Raw genomic sequence first — 23,046 nt, forward strand, 5'->3', positions numbered from 1 at the left:
TAGATCTCTCTCTCACGCCGGTCAGGCCGGTGCGGCGAACAGGTCGATCGGCTTGCTGCCGGGCGCCAGGGTCACAATGGCGCGCTTGGTGTCTTTGCGCTTGCCGTAGCCGGTCTTGGACCGCTTGCGCTTACCCGGCCGGTTCGCGGTGTTCACCGACGCCACCTTGACCGCGAAGATCTTCTCGATCGCGATCTTGATCTGCGTCTTGTTCGTGTCGGGGTGCACCACGAACGTGTACACGTTGTTCTCGATCAGCCCGTAGGACTTCTCGGAGATGACCGGCGCGAGGATGATGTCGCGGGGGTCGGGGATGGTCGCCATCAGGCCGAAACCTCCTGAGTGGTGGTGTGAGCCTCGATGTAGGAGTTCAGCGCCTCGACGCTGAACACCACGTCGTCGGCACGCAGCACATCGTGGGTGTTGAGCTGGTCCGGGGACAGGATGTGCACACCCGGCAGGTTGCGCACGCTCTTGGCGCCCGTCTCGTCGGCCCGGCCGATGACCACCAGCACCTGCTTGCGGTCAGTGATCGAACCCAGGAACGTCTTGGCGTCCTTGGTCGACGGGGTCTGTCCGCTCACCAGCTCGGTGACCGCGTGGATCCGGCCGTTGCGGGCCCGGTCCGACAACGCTCCGCGCAGGGCGGCGGCGATCATCTTCTTCGGGGTGCGCTGGCTGTAGTCGCGCGGCTTGGGGCCGTGCACCACGCCACCACCGGTGAACTGCGGCGCCCGGGTCGAGCCCTGACGGGCCCGGCCGGTTCCCTTCTGCCGGTAAGGCTTACGGCCACCGCCGCTGACCTCACCGCGGGTCTTGGTGGAGTGCGTACCCTGACGGGCCGCGGCCAACTGAGCGATCACCACCTGGTGCATGAGCGCGATGTTGGCGGGAGCGTCGAACAGCTCCGCGGGCAGCTCAACCGAGCCACTCTTCTTGCCGTCCGGAGTCTTGACGTCAATCTTGATGCCGGCCATTACTTCTCACCCTTTTTGATCGCGCTGCGGACCAGAACCAGCCCACCATTGCGGCCCGGAATGGCGCCCTTGATCAACAGCACACCGTTCTCGGCGTCAACCTTGTGCACCACCAGGTTCTGAGTGGTCACGCGGTCGTTGCCCATCCGGCCCGACATCCGGGTGCCCTTGAACACCCGGCCGGGGGTCGAGCAGCCACCGATCGAGCCCGGCCGGCGGTGCACTGCCTGGGCGCCGTGACCGGCGCCCTGGCCGCGGAAGCCGTGCCGCTTCATGGTGCCGGCGTAGCCCTTGCCCTTGGAGGTTCCGGTGACATCGACGTAGCTGCCATCTTGGAAGATTTCAGCGGTCAGCTCCTGGCCGACCTCGTACGCGCCTGCGGCGGCCTCGTCGTCGAGTCGCAGCTCGGCGAGGTGACGGCGGGGGTTCACACCCGCGGCGGCGTACTGACCGGTGACCGGCTTGTTCACCTTGCGGGGGCTGATCTCGCCGTAGGCGAGCTGCACGGCGCTGTAGCCGTCGCGCTCGGGGGTACGGATGCGGGTCACCACGTTGGGTCCGGCCTTGACGACCGTGACCGGCACGACCTTGTTGTTCTCGTCGAACACCTGCGTCATGCCCAGTTTGGTACCCAAAATACCTTTGCGTGCCATGGTTTTCGGTGCTCCTACTGGATGTTTACGTCGACGCTGGCCGGCAGATCGATGCGCATCAAAGCGTCAACGGTCTTCGGCGTGGGATCGAGGATGTCGATCAGCCGCTTGTGGGTGCGCATCTCGAAGTGCTCCCGCGAGTCCTTGTACTTGTGCGGGGACCGGATAACGCAATACACGTTCTTTTCGGTCGGCAGCGGCACCGGGCCGACTACGGACGCACCGGTACGAGTGACCGTCTCAACGATCTTGCGCGCCGAGGCGTCAATCGCCTCGTGGTCGTAGGCCTTGAGCCTGATGCGGATCTTTTGTCCCGCCACGCTTCTGCTACCTCACTCCTGCAAAGGGGGTCCGTTTTTCGAACCCTTCGTGCCCCAGCTCGTCGCTACCTTTTCGGACCCGAGAGTCCGGTATCGACACTGCGCTGGGCGCTGCCGCCGCTGTTTACCTGTCCTGGTCCACCGGTCCCCGCGGTCGGGCGTGTCGCCCGCACACGGCCTCGTGCACGGTGAAAAAGCTCCGTACAGCGAGAATGGGACCGGATACGCCCGGGTGGGCGCTGGTCGTATGCCCAGCCAGGGGCAACCCCGGCGCAGGCGAACCTGAATAGTATGCCCCAGATCGGGTCAGCGGCCAAATCCCCGCGGTTTAGCGAGGCTCGACGAAGGAGAGGCGACGCTGGAACCGCGGCATCAACCCAGCGATAGCGCTTTCGGCGCTTGGAACCGGCAGCCGTGGAGCCGCCCGGCAGCCCATCTTACTTGTCGGTAAGGTAGGTCATTGTGACCGGATCGACCAGTACCTATCAAATATGGCGACGCCTGGCGGGCATCCCCGGCGGCACCCGACTGTTCTCGGCCGCGGCGATGGCCCGGGTGCCCTACTTCGCCTCGGTGCTGCCGCATGTGGTCCGGATGGAGCCCGGCCTGGCCGAGGTGCTGGTGCCCAAGTGGCCGTTCGTCTACAACCACCTGCACACCGTGCACGCGATCGCGTCCTGCAATGCGGCCGAAGTCGCGATGGGGATGTTGATGGAGGCCACCGTGCCGCGCACCCACCGCTGGATCCCCAAGGCGATGAATGTGGCTTACCTCGCCAAGGCGACGACGTCGTTGCGGGCGACAGCCCGGCTGGACCCACCGGACTTCCGTTCGATCACCGAAGGCACCGAGGTGGTGGTGCCGGTCAGCATCACCGACAAGGCCGGTGTCGAGGTGGTGCACGCCGATATCACCACGTGGGTGACGCCGGCCTGATCACGGGCGGGCCGGCCCGCTCCCCCGCGCCGTTTCTCTGTCGCGAGCGTGAAGATGGCTTCACACTCGAGCGCCGAACGTGAAGATGACTTCACGCTCGGCGAGGAGCACGGGGTCGCGGGTCAACCGCGCAGGGTCGCCCAAAAGTCGCACTGGTGCTCGGCGGCGTAGTCGGTGATGATCCGGCTGCCGTCCGTGCGCAGCGACATCCACCGCCGGTCGGGTCCGGTTCCGATCGCGGGCCAGTCGGGTTGGTCGACGGCGATCGGCGCACCGGTGACCACGAACCCGGCCCAGTACTCGATCATCTGGTCGGACAGCCGGCGCTGGGCGGGGTCCAGCGGCGGGGCACCGCCGATGTCGAAGAGATAGCGCATCTCCAGCGAATGGGTGGCGCCGATCGGGAACGGCACCTGGTCGTACAACTCCGGGGCCGGTGCGTGCGGGTCGTCGAATTCGTAGCCGTAGACGGGCGCGCCACCGGCCAGGCCGCGGGCCATCCGGTCCGCCACGCAGGCGAAGATGTCGTCAGTGGCAGCGGCCGCGTAGGCCAGCGAGACGCTGCCGTCGAACCGGCCCGGCGGATAGTGTTCCGCCACCGCGGCGGCGGAGTCGCGACCGAAGGTGTCAGCCAGCTCGTCGGGGTATTCCGCGGCGGTGATCTCCTGTCCGACGCGCAGATACCGCAGCGCGACGAACATGGTGAACTCGTCATGGTTGACCCCCAGCAGCACCGGCTTGCCCGCGGGTCCGCCCCCTGCCGGGGATTCTCGGAATAACCGCACCGGATCCTCGGGCAGCAGCGCGCCGCCGACCACCGGCCCGCTGAGGTGGTCAGTACCGAACCGCGAGTACCACAGCGGCTTGGCCAACCGGTCGGGCGGCAGCGCCCGCAGACACGATGCAGTCTGCTCGTCAGGGTCCTGCGGCGCCGTCGCCCGCTCGCCACACCCCAGGGATTCGGTGTATTCGCGGCTGATCCGCTGCGCCTCGGGCACCTCGACCTGGGCCTGGCACGGTCCGCTCTGGATGATGGCGGCCCGGAACAGGCCAGCCGAGTCCGGGGCGGCCAGGTGGTCGCAGACCGACATACCACCGGCGGATTCACCGGCGATCGTCACTTTGTCTGGGTCGCCGCCAAATTCGTCGATATTGTCGCGAACCCAACGCAGGGCCGCCTGCTGGTCGGCCAGCCCGTAGTTGCCGGGGTCCCCCAGCGCCGGGTCGGCCAGGAAGCCGAGCGCCCCCAGCCGGTAGTTGATCGTGACGACGACGATGCGTCCGCGGACCGCAAGCCGTTGCGCGTGGTAGATGTCGCCGGCCCCCCGCATGAAACTGCCGCCATGGATCCACACCATGACCGGTAGCGGTTCGGCGGCCGAGCCGGTGGGCGTCCAGACGTTGAGCGTCAGGCAGTCCTCGCTGATCGGATCGACGTCGGCGGCGTCGGGCTGGATGCACCAGGGTCCACGTCTGACCGCGTCACGCACACCCGGCCACGCCGGCATCGGCGCCGGGCGTTGCCACCGCAGCGGGCCGACCGGCGGCGCGGCGTACGGGATCCCTTGAAACAGCCGGTGATCCGGCCCGACGGTCCCCCTCAGCAGACCAGAGCCGGTCCGCACCACATCGTCGTTGAGCGCGACCGCCCGGGGCCCCACGCTCGGGTGCGACGCCGCCCCGTCCGAGCGCGCACACCCACCCGCCAACACCGCAGTCAGCGCCAAGACAACGGCGCCTACCCGGCGACCCCACCGGCACGATCCGATCGACATGACCGAAGAGCCTAATCGGGGGCAATCAAACCAAAGCGCCGCCACGACCGCCGGCGATCCGCAACACTGGGCCCAAACCTGACACGTGTCAAAAAATATCCACGAGGAGCCGGGTATGAGCACACCGATCATCGACCAGGCCGCGCAGGTATTCGTCGACCCACGCGCCTATGCCGACGAACCTCGGCTGCACGCGGCCCTGACCCATCTGCGCGCACACGCACCGGTGTCCCTGGTCGACCATCGGCCCTACCGGCCGTTCTGGGCCATCACCCGGCACGCCGACATCATGGAGATCGAACGCGACAACCAACTGTGGATCAACGCGCCGCGTGCCGTGCTGGCGCCCGCCGACGCCGACGACCTGCAGCGCTCGCTGTTGGAGTCCGGGATGGGTCTGCGGACCCTGATCCACATGGACGATCCGCAACACCACAAGATGCGCACAATCGTCTCAGATTGGTTCCGCCCCAAGGCGATGCGAATGCTCAAGACCCGCATTGACGAGCTCGCCCAGCAATACGTCGAGAAGATGGTGCAACTCGGCCCGGAGTGCGACTTCGTCCAGGAGGTCGCGGTCAACTACCCGCTGTTCGTCATCATGTCGCTGCTGGGCCTGCCGGAGACGGACTTCGGCCGCATGCTGCGGCTGACCCAGGAACTGTTCGGCGGCGACGACGAGGAGTACCGCCGCGGCTTGACTCCCGAGGAGCAGCTGCCGGTGCTGCTCGACTTCTTCTCCTACTTCGGGGCGCTGACCGCGGCGCGGCGAGCCCAACCCACCGAGGACCTGGCCTCCACGATCGCCAATGCGACCATCGACGGCGCACCACTGTCGGATGTGGACACCGCTTCCTACTACGTCATCATCGCCACCGCCGGCCACGACACCACCAGCGCAGCGATCAGTGGCGGCCTGCGCGCGCTTGTCGAACACCCCGATCAGCGTGAGCGGCTCCGCTCCGACCTGCGCCTGATGCCGACTGCGGTCGAGGAGATCATCCGCTGGGTGACGCCGGTCAAGGAGTTCATGCGCACCGCCACCGCGGATACCGAGGTGCGCGGCGTGCCGATCGCCGAGGGCGAATCGGTCTATCTGTCCTACGTTTCGGCCAACCGCGACGAGGACGTGTTCGATGACCCGTTCGCGTTCGACGTCGGCCGCGACCCGAACAAGCATCTGGCGTTCGGTCACGGCGTGCACTTCTGCGTGGGTTCGGCCTTGGCGCGCATGGAGATCAGCAGCTTCTTCAGCGCTTTGTTGCCGCGTCTGGAAGACATCGAACTGGCCGGCGAGCCGCAGTTGGTATCGACGACGTTCGTCGGCGGCCTCAAGCACTTGCCGATCCGCTACCGGCTGCGGTCCTGACCTGACAGCATTGTCACGGCTCGGTGCGCGAGCATCGCGATCGTCGCGTGCGGCCCGCGACTGGTGATCCGGGGCAGCGCCGAGCCGTCGATCACCCACAGCCCGTCGATGCCACGCACCCGACACTGCGCGTCTAGCACCGCCTCCTGGTCGCCGTCGGCTCCGATCGGCGCGCTACCGCACAGGTGCTGTGACGTCGACCAGCGCGGTTCTGCGCCAACGCCTCTCAACGCCAGTATCTGCTTGACCAGGTCCACCCCGCGGCGCAGCGCCGCCAGATCTTCGGGCTCGGTGTCATAGCGGTGTTCGATGCGAGGCGCTACCCGCGGATCCGCCGAGATCAGGCTAATCCGGCCGCGAGCTCGCGGAGTCATCAGCGCCACTCCGATCTGCGGCTGATCGGGTGTGTCGGTCTCGCCGACCATTGTGGCGAAACCGGCTGTGTAGGGCCGGATCTCCAAGTCCTCATAATGCAGCACGGTCTCCAGCACGGCGCGGCGCGGCGCGCCTGGCCATTCTGCTGCCACCAGCCATTCCGGGTGATCCGCACAGTGCGCGCCGACGGGAAGCGCCGCCCTTACCGCGACACCCGCATCGCGCAGCATCTTCTCCTCACCGACGCCGGACAGCATCAACAGATGTGCTGATCCGATCGCCCCGGCGCACAACACTATTCGATCCGCCGTCAGCGTGATGGGCCCCTGCTCACCGATCGCCTCGACTGCGATAGCCCGATCGGCTTCAACGGCAACGCGTACCGCTCGCGTCTGTGTGAGCACCGTGAGGTTGTCCCGCGACAGCGCCGGACGCAGGTATGCGATACCCGGTCCGGTACGCACACCGTCGGCGGTGACGTTAAGCGGCACCGCTCCCCCGCCGGGCTGCGTCGTCTGCGTCGCGTCGTTGAGGTCGTCGATCCAACCAAACCCTGCTCGCTGCACCGCATCATTGAATCGCTTTGTGCTATCGCATATTTCATGGGCACGACGAACCGGTATCGGGCCCGAGTCACCGTGTTGGGGGCCCTGGAAGTCAAGGTCGGTCTCGACGGCCCGAAAGGACTCCAGCAGTTGCGGCCACGCCCAACCCGCGGGGTAGCCGGCGAAGTCTGCCGGGAGCCCCCGGCAGAAGTACCCCCCGTTGACCGCGCCGGAGCCTCCGACGGTCGCACCCCGCACGATCGTCAGCGCATTGTCGGCTCTGCTGATTAGCTCGGCGCGATACCGACGTACCAGCCGGCTGGCCGGGCCGATCGGCAACGTCAGCGCGTCGGCGGTCTGGGCGGCCAAGACGGGATCCTCCAGGCCTAGGCCTGATTCGACCACCGTGACGGTGTACGAAGGATCCGACGAGAGCATGGCCGCGACAATCGATCCCGCGCTTCCAGCCCCCACAACCAACGCATCGCTGTGTACCACCGGAACGGTCAAGGCGGCCTAGCTGCGAATCTGCGGCTTGAGTGCGGCAATATTGCGTTCGCGCACCACCCCGGTCCACAGGCCGGCGCCGTATGCCAGATCGTCGACTCGCTTGAGCAGCAGATAGGCCGGCAGCCCCAGGGGTCGGGAATCGTCTTCACTGCGCGCGTGCCGCAGCCAGTCCACCACCCCGTCGGCGACCGCCGCCAACAGTAGCGCCCTGCGGCATCGCTGTGACACGCACGCGGCCAGCAGAGCGACCGGCCAGTAGTGCCGGCACAGCGCCGAGGCGAGCTGCAGCCCGGCGCTCGCCAGTCCGCGCAGCGTCACCATCAGCACGTCTGCCGGCGCGGTGTCCGGGCCGCGCATGGACCGGGCAACCCGGTGTCCGGTCATCGCGGCGATCGCCAACGAGACCAGATAGCCCAACGCCGAGCCGAGCGCCATCAGCGCCCAGCCCGCCAGCGCCCAACCCGAGATCACCATGGGCGCGGCTTTGTCGGGATGACGGGCGGACAGCGGCGCCGCCGAACCCCCGTAAAAAGCCTTGCGCGCCACCCAATCCCGCAGCTCTATCCGATGATCGTGGGCGACCTGCGCAATCGGCTCATAGCGCAGCCTGCTGCCCGCGTCCACCAACCGCCAGCACAGGTCGACGTCTTCGCCCGAATGCAGCGCCTCGTCGAAGCCGCCCAGCTCCCGTAGCGTGCTGGAGCGGCAGATGATCGCCGCACTGGGGACGTAGGCGACCTTGCCGTAAGGCACCACCGGTGCCTCGCAGCCGCCCAGGTCCAGCGACGAACGGATGGCCTCGTACCGCGCGACCAGGTGTCCGCTGTCGGCCATACCGACGATGCGGGGGGCGACCAGGGCCACGGCCGGGTCACAGAAGTGCCCCAGCAGTGCCTCCAGCCAGCCCCGGCGCGGCACCACGTCGGAATCCAGGAACGCCACGAAATCTGTCGTGCAGGCCATCAACCCGGTGTTACGCGCGGCCGCCGGTCCCCGGTTCTCTTGGTGGCGCAGCACCTGCACCTCGCAGCAGTGCGCAGCGGTCAGATCCTCTTGGCGGATCGGGACCTGCGATCCGTCGTCCACCACTACGACACGCAGGCCGCGCAGTGCCGCCACCAGCCGTTGTAGTCCGACGATGTTGTCTCGCACCGGGATAACCACCGTCACGTCTCGATACGATGGCCCGCCTGCGGGTCGGGGGTGGGCAACGGTGGCGTCGAGCAGGGTACGGGCCAGTTGTGCGCTGACGGCGTCGCGTACCTCCAACCGGCCATCGGACAACATCCCCTGGGCGGCCGGCGCCAACCGCAGCAGCCGGGTCGGTGAACCGCCCAGAAGCGTGGAGCCCCGCCCCAGGACCCGCACCTTCCGGTCGACCTGCACGGCGAAACCGTCCGGCAGCCGGGCCGCGGTCATCGCAGCATCCCGTCGGGCCCGGGCGCCCAGCCGCCGAGGGCCGCCAGGCCGGCCGCGGTCATCTCGCCGAAGAGTCGTCGCCCTTCTCCGGCGGTGGCGGTGGTCGGGTCCCCCAGCACCCCGACGGCGCTCACCGCAGCAACACCGCCATCGCGCATCGCGGGCAGCAACTGCGCCAATGGCGCGCTGTTGCCCGGCAGCGCCCGGTCGAACCTCACACTGTCCGGCGAAAGATGCAGCAACAGAGAGGTTTCAGTGTGACCGGCATGGGCGTCGGCACCCGGGACAGCGCACGGAAACCACGCCACGTCGCGACCTTCGAACCGCAGCCGGCCTACCGCCTCGATTAACGCGGGCACATTGCCGCCGTGGCCGTTGATAAAAACCACCCGCTGCGCCCAGCAGCAGGCGGAGCGGCCGTACTCCAGCAAAAGTTGGATCAGCGCGTCGGTGCCGATCGAGATGGTTCCGGCAAAGCTCTGATGCTCGCCACTGGCCCCGTAGGCGATGGCCGGCGCGACCGCCCAGCCCTGCGCCGGCCCGGCCCCCGCCGAGCGCTCGGCCAGCTCCTGGGCGAGCGCCTGCGCGACCCGGGTATCGGTGTCCAGCGGCAGGTGCGGGCCGTGTTGCTCAGTCGACCCCACCGGGACCAGAAGCATCATCCCCCGTCCCGGCAACTGGCTCTGTAGCCGGTTCTGCAGCTCGCTCCAGGTCGAACTACCGAGCCCGCCGCCAACCGCCATCGGACGATGGTAAGCGAATTCACCTGTCGTACACCAGTTGTTGACAAGTACGACCGACGTAATTTTTTCGCCCCGGGGCCCGGAAAACGCCCGTGTGATCACGGCAGTCCCGTCCGCCACGGGCGTATCAGGACTGACCCTGATTTGGCAGGTGGGCACGCTCCTCCGACGAGCCCCGGACCGCCGCCGTCCGACTAAGCCTCGGCGGCGGGCACGCCCAGCGCCCGGGTGAATCCGGCCGGAATCAGGATGTCGTCCGTCGACAGGTCGTGCACCGAGGCCCGGCCGAGGCCCATCAGGGCCGAGTCGATGCCGCTCCGAAGGATGTCCAAGACGTTCTCCACCCCGGACTGTCCGGCGGCGCCCAGCCCCCACAGGTAGGCGCGTCCGATCATCACGGCACGGGCTCCTAGCGCCACCGCCTTGACGACGTCACCACCCCGCCGGATGCCACCGTCCAGCAACACCTCGATCTGGTCGCCCACAGCCTCGGCGATGGCCGGGAGAGCCCGGATCGCCGCCGGGGTGCCGTCCAGGTTGTTGCCGCCGTGATTGGAGACTGAGATCGCCGAAACACCGGCATCCACAGCACGTTTCGCATCGTCCACCCGCATCACGCCTTTGAGCATGAACGGCCCGCCCCACAGCTCACGCAGCCAGGCGATGTCTTCCCAGGTGGGCGGTGGGGTACCCATCCATTCCCCATAGGCCTGGAAGAACGGCGGCCCGGCCTCACCGCGGCCTGCTTGGTTGGGCACCCGCAGGCTCGGCGGACGCATGGTCTTGGCCCACCGCAGGAACCATCCCGGCCTGGTGAGAGCCTCCGGCATCATCTTGACCATGGTCTTGAGGTCCATCTTCTCCGGGATGGTGGGGCTGCCCCAGTCCCGCCCGTGCGAGAAGCTCCAGTCGGTGGTGGCGATCATCCCGACGGCCCCGGCCGCCCGGGCACGCTCCACCCGCTCGGCAATCGCGTCGCGTCCGCCCAGCCAGTAGATCTGAAAGAAGGTCTTGGGGTTGGCCGCGATGACCTCTTCCATCGGCTTGCTGGCAAACGACGAGAGACCCATCGCGGTGCCGCGCGCCGCCGCCGCTCGCGCGACGGCTACCTCGCCATCCGGGTCGACCGCCTGCACCCCGGTCGGCGAGATCATCACCGGCATCGAGATCTCTTGCCCCATAACCGTTGTTGACAGTTCGCGACTGGCCGGCGCACCCACAACATGCGGGGCGAATCCCAGTTCGCTGAACGCCGCCACATTGTCGCCGACCGTCAGGCCCTTTTCACTGGCCGAGATCAGCGAGGAGTAAGCAGACTTCGGGAGCCGCTTTTTGGCTCGTTCCTGGGCAATAGCAACGGTTTCGAACCAGATATCGCGAGCCATTATCAGATTGGACTTTCATTGCAGAGGCGGGCCGGCGGGCGCATGGACAGCGTCAACGGCACCACAGTGGTGATCGGTTTGCCGCGGGAATGGTCCGCGGCCGGGCGGGGCTTGGTGCGATCGGCGGCCAGCGCGGGTGCGCCGTAGCCCTGGACGCATTCCGGGTCGGGTCCATCCAGCGGCAGCCCGGTGAAGAACTTTGCGGCCATACAGCCGCCGCGGCAGCTGTCGTAGTGGCCGCAGCTTCCGCAGGCGCCGGCGGACTGCGGCTCCCGGAGTTCACGAAACAGCGGAGCGTTCCTCCAGACGTTACCGAAGCCCGTCCCAAATCCCGAGTCGGACAGCACGTTTCCGGCCAAGAAACGGTCGTGGATGGCGAATGGACAGGCGTAGACATCACCGACGGGGTCGATTAGGCACACCACCCGTCCGGCGCCACACATGTTCAGCCCGGCCAGCGCGCCGGGCGCGCCCAGTCCGGACAGGTGGAAGAAGGAGTCACCGGTGAGCACCCGTTCCCCGTTGGCCACCAGCCAGTCGTAGAGCTGGACCTGCTGGTCGGCGGTCGGGTGCAGGTCGTCCCACACGTCGGCGCCTCGCCCCGACGGCCGCAACCGGGTGATGCGCAACGTGGCCCCGTAACGGCTGGCCAACGCGGCGAAGTCGTCAAGCTGGTCGATGTTGTGGCGGGTCGCGACGACCGAGATCTTGGCATCGGAGAATCCCGCCGCGGCCAGGTTCTCCAGCGCCCGGATCGCCATATCGAACGAGCCGGGGCCGCGGATCGGGTCGTTGACCTCTGCGGTGGCACCGTCCAGGGAGATCTGGACGTCCACGTAGTCACTGGCCGCCAGCTTGGCCGCCACCTCGGGGGTGATTCGCAGACCGTTGGTGGAGAACTTCACGCCGACGTGGTGCTCGGTGGCGTAGTCCACCAGTTCCCAAAAGTCCGAGCGCACAGTGGGTTCCCCGCCACCGATGTTGACGTAGAACACCTGCATGCGTTCCAGCTCGTCGATGATGTCCTTGCATTGCTGCGTGGACAGCTCACGCGGGTCTCGCTTGCCCGACGAGGACAGGCAGTGCACACACGCCAGGTTGCAGGCGTAGGTCAGCTCCCACGTCAGGCAGATCGGCGCGTCAAGCCCGTGCTCAAACTGTTCGATAAGCCGGGGCACCGGTGCCACGGATGTCATTGGCCCTCCCTGGGCATCAGCATCTTCGAATCCGCCAGTACGCGCAGTGCGTGCAGGTACGGACCCTGGTCGGCATCGTCGACTCCGGCTGCGCGGCAGGCGGATCGGACATCGTCGTGGTCCGGAAGAGACCGCACCACCTCGACGATGGTGCGGTTCTTCAGGAACGACAACTTACGGGTGCCGAAGTGGTACAGCAGCGCACCAAACGGCTCCGGGCGGAGCGCCACCTGCGGGTGCAGCTCCCAGCCGCGGTCGGGGTCGAATGCTGTTGTCTCCGACTGCACGGCGACCTCCGGCATGGTCAGTAAACGCCGCACATGCCGTCGATGGACACCTCTTCGACCAGGGTCTCGGTGACGATCTCGGCATTGGTGTCGTTCTGCTGGTTCTGGTCCATGACGCGAGCCTTTCTCACATGGGGGTTCGACAACGGACTGTCGTGTCGGTCACAATCTCGGACAGAATATGGCATCGAGTGCCGTAAAGGAAGTGGGGCTGTCAGATGGGCGGTACGCCGGATCCGCACCCCCGCGCTGGGCGGCGTCGCTCCACCACTCCGCAGCACATCACCGACGTGGCGATCGACCTGTTCGCCGCCCGCGGATTCGGCGAGGTGAGCGTTGATGACGTGGCGCAGGCCGCCGGTATCGGCCGTCGCACGGTATTCCGGTACTACGCCTCGAAGAATGCCATCCCGTGGGGCGACTTCGACGCGCACCTCCACCACCTACGGGAACTGCTGGACGGTATCGAGCCCGGGGCGCCACTCGGCGACTCCCTGCGTGCGGCGCTGTTGGCATTCAACACGTTCGGCGAGAGCGAGACCGCGCGCCACCGCCGGCGGATGCGGGTGATCCTGCAGACCGATGAGCTCCAGGCCTACTCGATGACGATGTACGCCGGCTGGCGCAACGTCATCGCGGAGTTCGTGGCACGGCGGGCGGGTCTGGACCCCGCTGACCTGCGGCCGCAGACGGTGGCCTGGATGATGCTGGGGGTGGCTCTCAGCGCTTACGAACGGTGGCTGGGCGATGAGTCGCTGGTGTTGCCACAGGTTCTTGGCGAGGCGTTCGACGCGATCCGTGGTGGCCTGGACTGAGCGTCGGCGCCGCAGTCGAACTCCCGGTGAATGCGCTCGGCGCAACGAGGCGCTGACCCGGTGGCTGCCGGTTCCAGCCATTCGTCGGGGATCAAGGTCGCGATGTGCTGGCCCCGCGACGCGGTGGCCGGTGTCCCCGCCGAGTACGGTGCTGCCATCATCGACAACACACTGTCCGTGCTGGCGACGATCACCACCACAGAGGAGCTGATGCACACGTGGCACCCCTGACCCAGTTCACTGTTCCAGAGGTCATCGACGCGGTGGCCGCGGCAATTCCCCACCGCGACATGATCGTCCAGGGCGACCGGCGCTACACCTATGCGCAGATCCTCGAGCGGTCCAACCGGCTGGCGTCCTACCTGCACTCCCGCGGCCTGGGATGTCACACGCCGCGGTCCGACCTGTCTCAACACGAGACCGGCCAGGATCTCCTGGGGATCTACGCCTACAACGGCAACGAGTTCGTCGAGACCCTGCTGGGCTGTTTCCGGGCCCGGGTGGCGCCGTTCAACGTCAACTACCGCTACGTGCGCAATGAATTGGCTTACCTGCTAGCCGATTCCGGCGCCACCGCGCTGGTGTACCACGCCGCGTTCGCCCCGACCCTGGCCGAGGTGCTCCCCGATCTCCCCCAGCTCAAAGTGCTCATCCAGATTGCCGACGACTCCGGCAACGCCCTACTCGACGGGGCGGTCGACTACGAGACGGTGCTGGCGGACAGCTCGCCGGAACCGCCTCCGGTGCAGCCCTCGCCTGACGATCTGTATGTGCTCTACACCGGTGGCACCACCGGGATGCCCAAGGGCGTGCTCTGGCGTCAGCACGACATCTTCATGGGCTCGTTCGGCGGCCGCAACCTGATGACCGCCGAAGAGGTCAGCTCCATCGATGACATCGTGGGGCCGGTCCGGGAGAACCCCGGCGTCAAGCTGATGATCCTGCCGCCGCTGATCCACGGCGCCGCCCAGTGGGCGGTGATGACCGCGATCAACACCGGCCAAACTCTGGTTTTCCCTTCCGTTGTGGACCATTTCGACGCCGACGACGTGGTACGCGCCATTGAGCGGGAGAAAGTGCTGTCGGTGACCGTGGTGGGCGACGCCATGGCCCGGCCGCTGCTGGATGCGATCCGCAAGGGCAATGCCGATGTGTCGTCGCTGCTGGTGGTGGCCAACGGCGGAGCCCTGTTGACCCCCTACGTCAAGCAGCAGATCGTCGAGACCCTGCCCGGCGCCATGGTGATCGACGGGGTCGGATCGTCGGAGACCGGCGCCCAGATGCGTCACATGTCGACCTCGGGTGCCGTCTCCACCGGAACCTTCGCCGGTGGGCCGGACACCTGCGTGGTGGCAGAGGACCTTGTGACCGTCCTGCAACCCGGCCACGACGGCCTGGGCTGGCTCGGTCAGCGCGGCTATGTCCCCTTGGGCTACAAGGGCGATGCCGCCAAGACCGCAGCGACGTTCCCGGTGATCGACGGGGCGCGCTTCGCCGTTCCCGGCGACCGGGCGCGGCACCTGGACGACGGATCGATCGAGCTGCTCGGCCGCGATTCGGTGACGATCAACTCCGGCGGGGAGAAGATCTTCGCCGAGGAAGTCGAGACGGCCCTCGCCTCACATCCGGGCGTCGTCGACGTGGTGGTCGCTAGTCGGCCGAGTGAACGCTGGGGCCAGGAGGTGGTAGCCGTGGTGGCCCTCGCCGAGGATGCCGCCGTCACGGCCGCCGAGCTCATCGAGCATGCCGGCGGCTCGCTGGCCCGCTACAAGCTGCCCAAGGCGGTCGTGTTCCGGTCGACGATCGTGCGCAGCCCGGCCGGCAAAGCCGACTACCGATGGGCGCGCGAACAGGCCGAGCAGGGCTGACCAACGCGGGCGTTCACGTCGCCGGTTCTCGCCCAGGTGCGAGGTGTCCGCTATCTCATTTGCGGGGCAGGCCGAGAATCATCTGCGCAATGATGTTCAGCTGAATTTCCTTGGTACCGCCACCGATCAACTCGGCCGGCGACAACAGATACGGCTCGACGACGGCCGGTTCGGAATCGGCGACCATCGCCAATCGCCCGACTGTCGCCAATGTCGCGTGGAAGGTGCGACGCAACAGCACGTTCATCGCCACTTTCGCGATGCTCGACGACGCCCCCAAGCCCTCGCCATCCAACAGCCTGATGGTCTCGCGTACCCCGAGCGCCCTGATCGCGTTGGCATAGGCGTCGAGTTCGCCCAGCGCGCGCAGCGCATCGCCGCGCGATCGGCCCGGCGCCGCGGCGATGGCCCGCAGCGCGACAGCCCGGTCGTTCTCGACATATCCACTGATGGCAGTGCGCTCCTCGGCCATGGTGGCGATCGCCAGCTGCCAGCCTTCGGTGGGCTCCCCGAGCAGCATCTCATCGGGTACGAAGACGTCGGCGAGGAACACCTCGTTGAATTCCGCAGCGCCGGTGGCCATCACAATCGGCTGGATCTCGATCCCCGGCGAGCGCATGTCCACGATGAAGTAGCCGATTCCGCGATGCTTGGCCGCCGTGGGGTCGGTACGGGCCAGCAGGGCGCCGTAGTCGGCGCGCTGCGCCGCCGATGTCCAGATCTTGTGACCGTTGATGCGCCATCCGCCGTCGATCTTGACCGCACGGGTGGTCAGCGACGCCAGGTCAGAGCCGGCGCCGGGCTCGGAAAACAGCTGGCACCAAGCGAGTTCGCCGCGCTGGGTCGGTGGAATCAGCCGCTGCTGCAGTGCATCAGGAGCGGCCCGCACCAGTGACGGCAGGATCCATTCGGCGATCCCCAGTGACGGCCGGACCAGGCCGGGTCGTTTGGCAAACTCCTCGATGATGATCAGCTGCTGCAGTGCCGAGGCATCGCGGCCCCAGGGTGCCGGCCACTGCGGGGCGATCAGTCCGGCGTCGGCGATCATCGTGCGCTGCGGGCCCGTTTCGAAATGCGGGTAGTCGCCTTGGCGGCCCGGACCGTCGTTGGCCAGTGTCGCGGCGGCATCGAGCGTCGCGGCGACACCCGACCGGAACTCGGCTTCCGCGCCGCCGAGATCGACGGTGAAGTCCCGCTGCTGGGCGACGGCCAGATCGCCGAGCCGACGAGCCCAGTCGGTGGCAGCGCCGATAGAAGCGGCGATGCTGGTGGCGCGGCGCCAGTACAGGTGCAGATCGTGCTCCCAGGTGAATCCGATAGCGCCGAACATGGTCAGGGTGTCGAACACCATGTCCGGACACGGTGCGACCGCCGTCAGGGCTGCGGTGGCGGCGGCGATGCGCTGCTGCTCCACGGGGTCGGTGACGGCGCGCAGCGCGTCCCAGGCTGCGGCGCATGCCAATTCGGAGCTGACCAGAAGCATTGCCGCCTGGTGCTGCAAGGCCTGGAAGGTGCCGATGCGCACCCCGAACTGTTCTCGGGTGTGCAGATGAGCGGTGGCCGCCTCGACGCACCACCCGGCGATGCCGGCGCACACCGCTGCGGCCAGCCCGACGGCGAGGTACTCCGCGCGTTCGGTCTCGATACCGGCCAGCACGGCGCCGGTGCTCGCCGAGTAATCAGCCAGGGTGATCGTGGCCAGGTCGGTGAGCAGGTCGGTGCCGGCTACCGGCTGGATCGCCGCCCGGGCGGTGTCGACCACGGCCCAGAGGTCGGTACCGTCGTCACAGCGCGCACAGACCAGCACGAGTCGGGCCGACCGCGCCCCCGAGATCACCTCGGAGACACCGTTGATCAGCCAGCCGTCGTCAGCTCGTCGCGCGGTGAAATCCGACTGGCCGGCGAGCACGACGGTGGCCGGTGCACCGGCGGCAAGGGCACGCAGATAGTCCGCCCGCGGCGGCGTGGCCTCGGCGAGCAAACCGATCGCTCCCGCGGTCACCGTCGGCAAGAGCGGCCCAGGCAGGGATACGGTGCCTGCGGCCTCTAGGACCGCAGCGACGTCAAGCAGGCCGCCGCCCTGTCCGCCGCACTGTTCGGGCAGGTGAATCGCGTGAAATCCGTTAGCGACCAGGTCATCCCACCAGGGCGGCAATTCTCCGTTCGCCAGCGCATCGAAGGCCTTGCGGGTATCGGTCATCGGCGCGTGCCGGGCGGCGAACTGCCGCAACGACTCGCCGAGTTGGCGTTGTTCGACGCTGAGCGTCACGCTCACGAGCTCTCCTCATGTTCTCCACGTGCAGTCCTCTGCGATTGGATACGCGCGGCGGTCTCTCGCACGGCGACACCGAGATCGGCGACCTCCGCGGGGGTCAGGGTTGCGAAGGGGGCGACTCCCACCGACATCGCGACCGTGCCGTCGATGTCGCGAACTGGGGCCGAGACGCTGGCGATCGGATGATGCTCGGCGCCAACGAGTTCGTCGGGCAGGTAGTCGACCTCGGTGAGATCGGCGAAGGCCGTGGCCAGTCGCGCGGTGATCTCATCGGCCTCGCCGTCGGCCGCCAGCGCCTGCAGCGCCGAGTACACCCGGACGTATTCGCGGCTCATCCGATCGATCGCGTAACCGCGCCGGCCGACCTCGTCGAGCACCGCGGCCAACCGTCGCCGCAACCGCGGCGGCGGTGCGCCCAGCCCACTCAGCCATTCCTTCTTGACGTTCTCGCCCACGCCGGCAATGAACTCGCGCCCGAACGGGGCCACCAGCGGCATCCGGAATCCGGCTCCCAACTGCAGCCCGGCGATCGACTCTCCCACCGAGTCGGTCACCACCACCGTCGCACCCTGGCGAACGCCGAGGATGACCTGCCTGCCGACCGCGTCGAAAAGCCGCTGCAGCTCCGGCCGGAACGCTTGTTTATTGACCGGGCGGGCTAGCGCGGCCAAGGCCGGGCCCCAGGAATATCCACCGGAGCGCCGATCCCGCACCAGCCACTGCCGGCTGGCCAGAGTGGACAGGATGGCGTGGCAAGTGCCATGACTGATGCTCAGGGTCTGCGAGATCTCCGAGAGGGAAAAATGCCGTTCCGGGTCGGCGGCCAGCAACTCAAGGACCCGCATCACCCGCTCGGTCGGCGGCGAGGAGACCGGGCGGGCGGTGCCACCTTCGTCGATCGCTGCCGTCATACTTTCGAAAAGTACGTCGAATAGTCGACACCCGCAAGCTGCGGCGGACCTCAGCCGACCGCTCGGCCTGCAAGATCCGACACAGCCCATCCGGCAGGGCCATCGAGTCGGCGTCGCAAGCTCCTCGTCGTCGATGAGCAGATGGACCATCTTCTGGCGATCCGCCGATAGATCGGATTACGCACGACTAAGGTGGGCAGCTACCCCGCCAGCCGTTCAAGATGAACGCAGAGATGAGGACGGCAATGAGTCGACTGCCACGCCACTGCGCCACGATCCCGATTTTCGCGCTTGCCATGGCATCAGTAGCGCTGATCGGAGTCGCTTCACCCGCCGTCAGCCGGGCCGAACCTCTAGACGGCTGCGGCTACGGCATGTACTTCAATGCAGAGACAAATCGGTGCGAACCCGGGGGCGTAGACCCGCATCCGATCGTCGGCCCTGTCGGACCGTTCGGCATCGGCGTTGGCGGACCGATCGGACCTGGCGGCGTGATCGGCCCCGCCGGCGTCGGCCCTGCCGGGCCCGGCCCGGTTGGCCCCGGCCCGGTTGGCCCCGGCCCGGTTGGGCCCGGCCGGCGCTAGGACACCCGCTGCTCGGCCGCCGCATGCCAGACCTCGACCTCCAAATGCCCTCCGGTCCCGCCCGACTATTCACCCTTCTGCATCAGGCCCGAGGTGTCCTGCTGACCTTCGGCGACCAAGACTCGGACTTCGACAACACGCCCTGGTCGAACTGAATTACAGCGGTGAACGTCCAATACAGCGGAATCTGGAAGCTCCCCGTGAGCGGCCAAGTCGCGACTCCAGATGCCGTCCTAGTCCGACCCGACGGCCACGTCGCCTGGGTGGGAGAAAGCACCACCACTGGATTGCCGGATGCACTCGACAGGTGGTTCACCTAATGCCCTCCCTGAGCGCGGAGTCGACGAGCAGGATATGCAGTACTTCATAATCTGCCGGTGATCTCGCGACAAATCCGCCGCATTCCAGCGCAACTACCCCCGGTTTGACCCTCGATTATGTCGATCGTCATAATCGGCCAATGGCGCGCGACACCCGGCAGGCGATGGTGCTGACCGCCGTGGAACTGCTGCGCGAGCGCGGCGCAGACGGGATCACCCTGGACACCCTACTAAGCCGCAGCGGGGCGCCCCGCGGCTCGATCTATCACCACTTTCCGGGCGGGCGTGCCCAGATCCTCGACGAAGCCGTTCAACTGGGCGGCGACGCGATCGACTCGCTCATCACCGGATCCGCAGCCGGAGGCCCGATCGCGGTGCTCGATCGACTGACCGGCTTCTGGCGAAAGATGCTGACCGAGACCGGCTATACCGCCGGGTGCCCGGTGGTGTCGGCCGCAGTGAGTTCCGCGCCGGAGTCACCGCTGCTCCAACACGCCGAACGGATCTTTGTGGCCTGGAAGACACGGCTGATCGACTGCTTCGTGGCAAGCGGGCTGGACGCCGACGCGGCGGGCCGGGTGGCGACCATGTGCATCGCCGCGATGCAGGGCGCGATCATCATGTGCCGCACCGAGGCGAGCCTGCAGCCGCTGGAGGATGTCGCCGGCGAACTGCGGGTGCTGGTATCCGCCCGAATCCTGTTCTGCGATACCGCCAACCCGGCCAGTCACCCGGGCAGCAATTGAGAGGAGCCCGCCATGGAGTGGACCGGAGCCGTATACGCCGACGCACCGACGGTGGAGGTGTCCACCTGGATCGATGCCCCGCCCCAACGTGTCTGGGAAGTGGCCAGCGACATCCACGCCGTTGCCGAGAGCAGTCAGGAACTCCAGCGCGTCGAATGGGCCGACGGTGACGGGCCCCGGCTGGGCGCTCGGTTCACCGGATACAACCGGCACCCCGCCCTCGGGGAATGGTCCACGACCTCCGAAGTGGTCGAGTTCGAACCGCTGACCGTATTCGGTTGGGCCGTCAGCGATCCCGACAATCCCACTTCGTCGTGGCGTTTGAGCCTGGCCCCGGAGGGCACCGGCACCCGCTTGACCGAATGGATGCAGCTGGGCCCCGCGCCGTCCGGGCTTTCGCTGGCCATCGCCGCGATGCCGGACAAGGAACAGAAGATCGTGTTCGTACGGCTGCGCGAGTTCGAGGCAGGTATGACGGCCACCCTTGATCACCTCAAACAGCGGGCCGAGCACTGATGCGCGCGGCCATCACGCTGGAAGCGGCCAGCGTCGGCAGCTGGGAGCACCAGAAGCTGCTGGTCCGCGAGGCCGAGAAGATGGGCCTGGACATCTGCTGGGTCGCCGAGGCCTGGGGCGCGGACGCGGTCTCCGCCCTGGGCTACTACGCCGCGTGCACCGACCGAATGCTGCTGGGATCGGGGATCATCCAACTGTCCACTCGCACTCCGGTCGCCATTGCCCAAGCCGCCATCACACTGTCCAACCTGTCCGGGGGACGGTTCCTGCTCGGTCTGGGCGCCTCGGGCCCGCAGGTCATCGAGGGGCTGCATGGTCAGTCCTTCGACCGGCCGCTCGGCCGGATGCGCGAGACCATCGACATCATCCGGCAGGCGATCGCCGGAGAGCGAATCGTCTATAGCGGCAAACAGTTCCAGATCCCCCGCCTCGGTTCGGCCACCAAGCCCATGCGGTTGTCGATGCGCGCCGAACACCAGATCCCGCTGTATCTGGCCAGCCTGACCCCGGCGATCTTGACGCTGACCGGCGAAGTCGCCGACGGCTGGCTGGGCACCAGCTTCGTGCCGGAGGGCGCCGAGGCGGCCTACTTCGCCCACCTGGACAGCGGTCTGGCCCGCTCCGGGCGCAGCCGAGCGGACCTCGACATCTGCCAGGGCGCGGAAGTGTCATTCGCCAGCGACGAGAAGCATCTGAAGGAACTGATCGACAGCCGCAAGACCGAGCTGGCCTTCAGCCTGGGTGGAATGGGTTCGGCCACTACCAATTTCTACAACCAGGCCTACAGTCGCCAGGGCTGGTCCGATGTCGCTGCCGCGGTGAAGCAACGCTGGCAGGCCGGCGACCGGGAGGGCGCCGCCGCACTGATCACCGACGAGATGGTGCTGGCCACCACCTTGATTGGCACCCCCGCAATGGTTCGCGATCGCCTACAAGTCTGGAGCGACACCGGCGTGGACACCGTGCGGGTCTATCCGGCCGGCGAGACCCTCGAAGATCGGATCGCCACGCTGGGCGCCGCGATCGAGCTGGTGCACTCGATCACCCGCAACGGGCGATGACGGCCAACGAATCTCAGTCGGCGGCGCCTACCCCGTAGCCCAAGGTGCTCTTGGTCTCGAGGTATTCGTGAAATCCGGCGTCGCTCCACTCCCGGCCGTTGCCGCTGCGCTTGTAGCCGCCGAACGGTGCGTTCAGGTCGAAGGCGTGGTTGATCGCGACCCAGCCGGCCCGGATCCGGCGGGCGATTCCTCGCGCGGCGTCGATGTCGGCGCCCGAGACGTAGCCGGCCAGACCGTACTCGGTGTCGTTGGCGATCGCGACGGCCTCGTCGAGGTCGTCATAGCCGAGGATGCACAGCACCGGGCCGAAGATCTCCTCGCGGGCGATCGTCATCTGGTTCGTCACATGTGCGAAGACGGTTGGCCGGACGAAGTAGCCGGTGTCCAGCCCGGCGGGCCGGCCGGCGCCGCCGGCGGCAACCGTGGCTCCCTCGGCGATGCCCTGCTCGATCAGGCCCTGCATGGCGAACTGCGCCGCTGACGCCACCGGGCCAATCGCCTTCGGATCGGCGGGGTCACCGACCTTCACCTGTTCGGCGACCGCGTGGGCGATCGCGATGGCCTCGTCCATCCGCGAGTTCGGCACCAGCATCCGTGACGGCGCGTTACAGCTCTGCCCGGAGTTGACCATCATGGTCGACACCCCGGCGGTGACGCTGTCGACGAAGGCATCGTCGTCGAGCACGATGTTGGCGCTCTTGCCGCCCAGCTCCTGAGTCACCCGCTTCACGGTCGGCGCGGCGTTCTCGGCCACCGCGACGCCGGCACGGGTGGAGCCGGTGAACGACACCATGTCGACATCCGGGTGCCGCGATAGTGCCACGCCTACCCCGGGCCCGTCCCCGTTGACCATGTTGTACACGCCGGCCGGAACCCCCGCGGCGTCCATGATCTCGGTGAAGATGTACGCCGAGAACGGCGCGACCTCAGAGGGTTTGAGCACCATGGTGCAGCCGGTGGACAACGCCGGGTAGACCTTCACCGCGATCTGGTTCAGCGGCCAGTTCCAGGGTGTGATGAGACCGCATACCCCGATCGGGTCGCGCTCCACCAAGGTGTTGCCGCGCTGCTCACTGAACGAGAAGTTCTTGAGCACATCGATCGCCGTGACGAGATGACCGGCCCCGAGATTGACCTGGACTCCGGCGGCCAGGCTGGGCGGCGCCCCCATCTCCTCGCTCACGGCGTCAGCCAGGTCGCCGCTGCGCCGTTGGTATTCGGCGAGGATCGCCTGCAGCAGATCCAGCCGCTCCGCGCGGCTACTGTGCGGCCAGCTGTCAAAGGCCCGCCGGGCCGCGGCCACCGCGAGGTCGACGTCTGCCGCCGTGCCGAGCGCGATCTTCCCGCAGACCTTTTCGGTGGCCGGGTTGTCGACGTCGAGGGTCCTTGCTTCGGCCGGGTCCACCCACCGGCCGTCGATGTAGAACTGGGTGCATTCGCGCATCACAACACTCTTTCGA

At 67.5% G+C, this 23,046-nt stretch carries 23 protein-coding genes and 1 pseudogene; 8 read left to right on the forward strand and 16 right to left on the reverse strand.

From position 1 onward, the window contains the following. Positions 1 to 21: 21 nt before the first annotated feature. The 4 genes from rplW to rpsJ are packed head-to-tail and all read right to left on the reverse strand — an operon-like array spanning position 22 to position 1,950. Positions 22 to 324 carry a 50S ribosomal protein L23 gene (gene rplW / locus NM962_04145; protein UVO13334.1) on the reverse strand — a complete coding sequence of 101 codons (303 nt, stop codon included), beginning with the start codon at positions 322 to 324 and terminating at the stop codon, positions 22 to 24. Then, positions 324 to 977, reverse strand: a complete 654-nt coding sequence (gene rplD, locus NM962_04150) for a 50S ribosomal protein L4 (GenBank protein ID UVO13335.1) — start codon at positions 975 to 977, stop codon at positions 324 to 326. The genes rplW and rplD overlap by 1 nt, the downstream gene beginning before the upstream one ends. Further along, complete coding sequence (gene rplC / locus NM962_04155) at positions 977 to 1,630, reverse strand: 50S ribosomal protein L3 (GenBank protein UVO13336.1); 654 nt, start codon at positions 1,628 to 1,630, stop codon at positions 977 to 979. Before rplC ends, rplD begins: the two co-directional genes overlap by 1 nt. 14 nt (positions 1,631 to 1,644) lie before the next feature. Further along, positions 1,645 to 1,950 (reverse strand): 30S ribosomal protein S10, encoded by a 306-nt coding sequence (gene rpsJ / locus NM962_04160; GenBank protein UVO13337.1) that lies wholly within the window; start codon positions 1,948 to 1,950, stop codon positions 1,645 to 1,647. 462 nt (positions 1,951 to 2,412) lie between these two features. Between rpsJ and NM962_04165 the strand changes: the two genes are divergently transcribed. Further along, a complete protein-coding gene (locus NM962_04165; protein ID UVO13338.1) occupies positions 2,413 to 2,886 on the forward strand; it encodes a DUF4442 domain-containing protein in 474 nt (157 codons plus the stop codon). Positions 2,887 to 3,008: 122 nt separating this feature from the next. Here the strand turns inward: NM962_04165 and NM962_04170 are convergent, their stop codons facing one another. Next, complete coding sequence (locus NM962_04170; GenBank protein ID UVO13339.1) at positions 3,009 to 4,661, reverse strand: carboxylesterase family protein; 1,653 nt, start codon at positions 4,659 to 4,661, stop codon at positions 3,009 to 3,011. 115 nt (positions 4,662 to 4,776) lie between these two features. Here NM962_04170 and NM962_04175 point away from each other — a divergent pair, with 115 nt between their 5' ends. Then, on the forward strand, positions 4,777 to 6,030 hold the full coding sequence (locus NM962_04175; GenBank protein ID UVO13340.1) for a cytochrome P450: 1,254 nt from the start codon (positions 4,777 to 4,779) through the stop codon (positions 6,028 to 6,030). Here NM962_04175 and mftG read toward each other — a convergent pair. The 7 genes from mftG to mftA form a co-directional block, all read right to left on the reverse strand. Continuing rightward, the gene (gene mftG / locus NM962_04180) at positions 6,012 to 7,460 is read right to left on the reverse strand and encodes a mycofactocin system GMC family oxidoreductase MftG (GenBank protein UVO13341.1); all 1,449 of its coding nucleotides are present in this window, start codon (positions 7,458 to 7,460) and stop codon (positions 6,012 to 6,014) included. The genes NM962_04175 and mftG overlap by 19 nt on opposite strands. A gap of 6 nt (positions 7,461 to 7,466) precedes the next feature. Further along, entirely contained in the window at positions 7,467 to 8,879 is a 1,413-nt protein-coding gene (gene mftF, locus NM962_04185) for a mycofactocin biosynthesis glycosyltransferase MftF (protein ID UVO13342.1), read from the reverse strand. Next, positions 8,876 to 9,622 carry a mycofactocin biosynthesis peptidyl-dipeptidase MftE gene (gene mftE / locus NM962_04190; GenBank protein UVO13343.1) on the reverse strand — a complete coding sequence of 249 codons (747 nt, stop codon included), beginning with the start codon at positions 9,620 to 9,622 and terminating at the stop codon, positions 8,876 to 8,878. Before mftE ends, mftF begins: the two co-directional genes overlap by 4 nt. Positions 9,623 to 9,816: 194 nt before the next feature. Further along, positions 9,817 to 11,007, reverse strand: coding sequence for a mycofactocin biosynthesis FMN-dependent deaminase MftD (gene mftD, locus NM962_04195; protein ID UVO13344.1), 1,191 nt, complete (start codon positions 11,005 to 11,007; stop codon positions 9,817 to 9,819). Positions 11,008 to 11,009: 2 nt separating this feature from the next. Beyond that, positions 11,010 to 12,203: a mycofactocin radical SAM maturase gene (gene mftC / locus NM962_04200; protein UVO13345.1), complete on the reverse strand. Its 1,194-nt coding sequence runs from the start codon at positions 12,201 to 12,203 to the stop codon at positions 11,010 to 11,012. Then, positions 12,200 to 12,505, reverse strand: a complete 306-nt coding sequence (gene mftB, locus NM962_04205) for a mycofactocin biosynthesis chaperone MftB (protein ID UVO13346.1) — start codon at positions 12,503 to 12,505, stop codon at positions 12,200 to 12,202. The genes mftC and mftB overlap by 4 nt, the downstream gene beginning before the upstream one ends. Before the next feature lie 2 nt (positions 12,506 to 12,507). Further along, entirely contained in the window at positions 12,508 to 12,603 is a 96-nt protein-coding gene (mftA, locus tag NM962_04210) for a mycofactocin precursor MftA (GenBank protein ID UVO13347.1), read from the reverse strand. Positions 12,604 to 12,708: 105 nt separating this feature from the next. Between mftA and mftR the strand changes: the two genes are divergently transcribed. Next, the gene (gene mftR, locus NM962_04215) at positions 12,709 to 13,305 is read left to right on the forward strand and encodes a mycofactocin system transcriptional regulator (GenBank protein UVO13348.1); all 597 of its coding nucleotides are present in this window, start codon (positions 12,709 to 12,711) and stop codon (positions 13,303 to 13,305) included. Here the strand turns inward: mftR and NM962_04220 are convergent. Further along, positions 13,218 to 13,433 (reverse strand): annotated as a pseudogene (locus tag NM962_04220) (hypothetical protein). The gene mftR and the pseudogene NM962_04220 sit on opposite strands and share 88 nt — an antisense overlap. Here NM962_04220 and NM962_04225 point away from each other — a divergent pair. Together NM962_04225 and NM962_04230 are read left to right on the forward strand one after the other, a co-directional pair. Next, a complete protein-coding gene (locus NM962_04225; GenBank protein UVO14939.1) occupies positions 13,366 to 13,536 on the forward strand; it encodes a hypothetical protein in 171 nt (56 codons plus the stop codon). The pseudogene NM962_04220 and the gene NM962_04225 overlap by 68 nt on opposite strands. A 59-nt stretch (positions 13,537 to 13,595) precedes the next feature. Then, on the forward strand, positions 13,596 to 15,173 hold the full coding sequence (locus NM962_04230) for an acyl-CoA synthetase (GenBank protein UVO14543.1): 1,578 nt from the start codon (positions 13,596 to 13,598) through the stop codon (positions 15,171 to 15,173). Positions 15,174 to 15,228: 55 nt separating this feature from the next. Here NM962_04230 and NM962_04235 read toward each other — a convergent pair whose 3' ends face one another. Beyond that, positions 15,229 to 17,448 carry an acyl-CoA dehydrogenase gene (locus tag NM962_04235; protein ID UVO13349.1) on the reverse strand — a complete coding sequence of 740 codons (2,220 nt, stop codon included), beginning with the start codon at positions 17,446 to 17,448 and terminating at the stop codon, positions 15,229 to 15,231. Then, complete coding sequence (locus NM962_04240; GenBank protein ID UVO13350.1) at positions 17,445 to 18,359, reverse strand: helix-turn-helix domain-containing protein; 915 nt, start codon at positions 18,357 to 18,359, stop codon at positions 17,445 to 17,447. The genes NM962_04235 and NM962_04240 overlap by 4 nt, the downstream gene beginning before the upstream one ends. A 1,044-nt stretch (positions 18,360 to 19,403) precedes the next feature. On the opposite strand from NM962_04240, the gene NM962_04245 reads away from it, so the two are divergent. Genes NM962_04245 through NM962_04255 form a run of 3 tightly spaced genes read left to right on the forward strand, consistent with a single transcriptional unit; the run spans position 19,404 to position 21,586 of the window. Next, the gene (locus tag NM962_04245) at positions 19,404 to 20,009 is read left to right on the forward strand and encodes a TetR/AcrR family transcriptional regulator (protein UVO13351.1); all 606 of its coding nucleotides are present in this window, start codon (positions 19,404 to 19,406) and stop codon (positions 20,007 to 20,009) included. A 12-nt stretch (positions 20,010 to 20,021) separates the two neighbouring features. Then, the gene (locus NM962_04250) at positions 20,022 to 20,525 is read left to right on the forward strand and encodes an SRPBCC family protein (GenBank protein UVO13352.1); all 504 of its coding nucleotides are present in this window, start codon (positions 20,022 to 20,024) and stop codon (positions 20,523 to 20,525) included. Next, positions 20,525 to 21,586: an LLM class flavin-dependent oxidoreductase gene (locus NM962_04255; GenBank protein ID UVO13353.1), complete on the forward strand. Its 1,062-nt coding sequence runs from the start codon at positions 20,525 to 20,527 to the stop codon at positions 21,584 to 21,586. Before NM962_04250 ends, NM962_04255 begins: the two co-directional genes overlap by 1 nt. 13 nt (positions 21,587 to 21,599) lie before the next feature. Here the strand turns inward: NM962_04255 and NM962_04260 are convergent, their stop codons facing one another. Beyond that, positions 21,600 to 23,030 (reverse strand): aldehyde dehydrogenase family protein, encoded by a 1,431-nt coding sequence (locus NM962_04260; protein ID UVO13354.1) that lies wholly within the window; start codon positions 23,028 to 23,030, stop codon positions 21,600 to 21,602. Between the last annotated feature and the right edge of the window lie 16 nt (positions 23,031 to 23,046).

Origin of the sequence: Mycobacterium sp. SVM_VP21, from assembly GCA_024758765.1 — a bacterium.
Taxonomy (GTDB): domain Bacteria; phylum Actinomycetota; class Actinomycetes; order Mycobacteriales; family Mycobacteriaceae; genus Mycobacterium; species Mycobacterium heraklionense_C.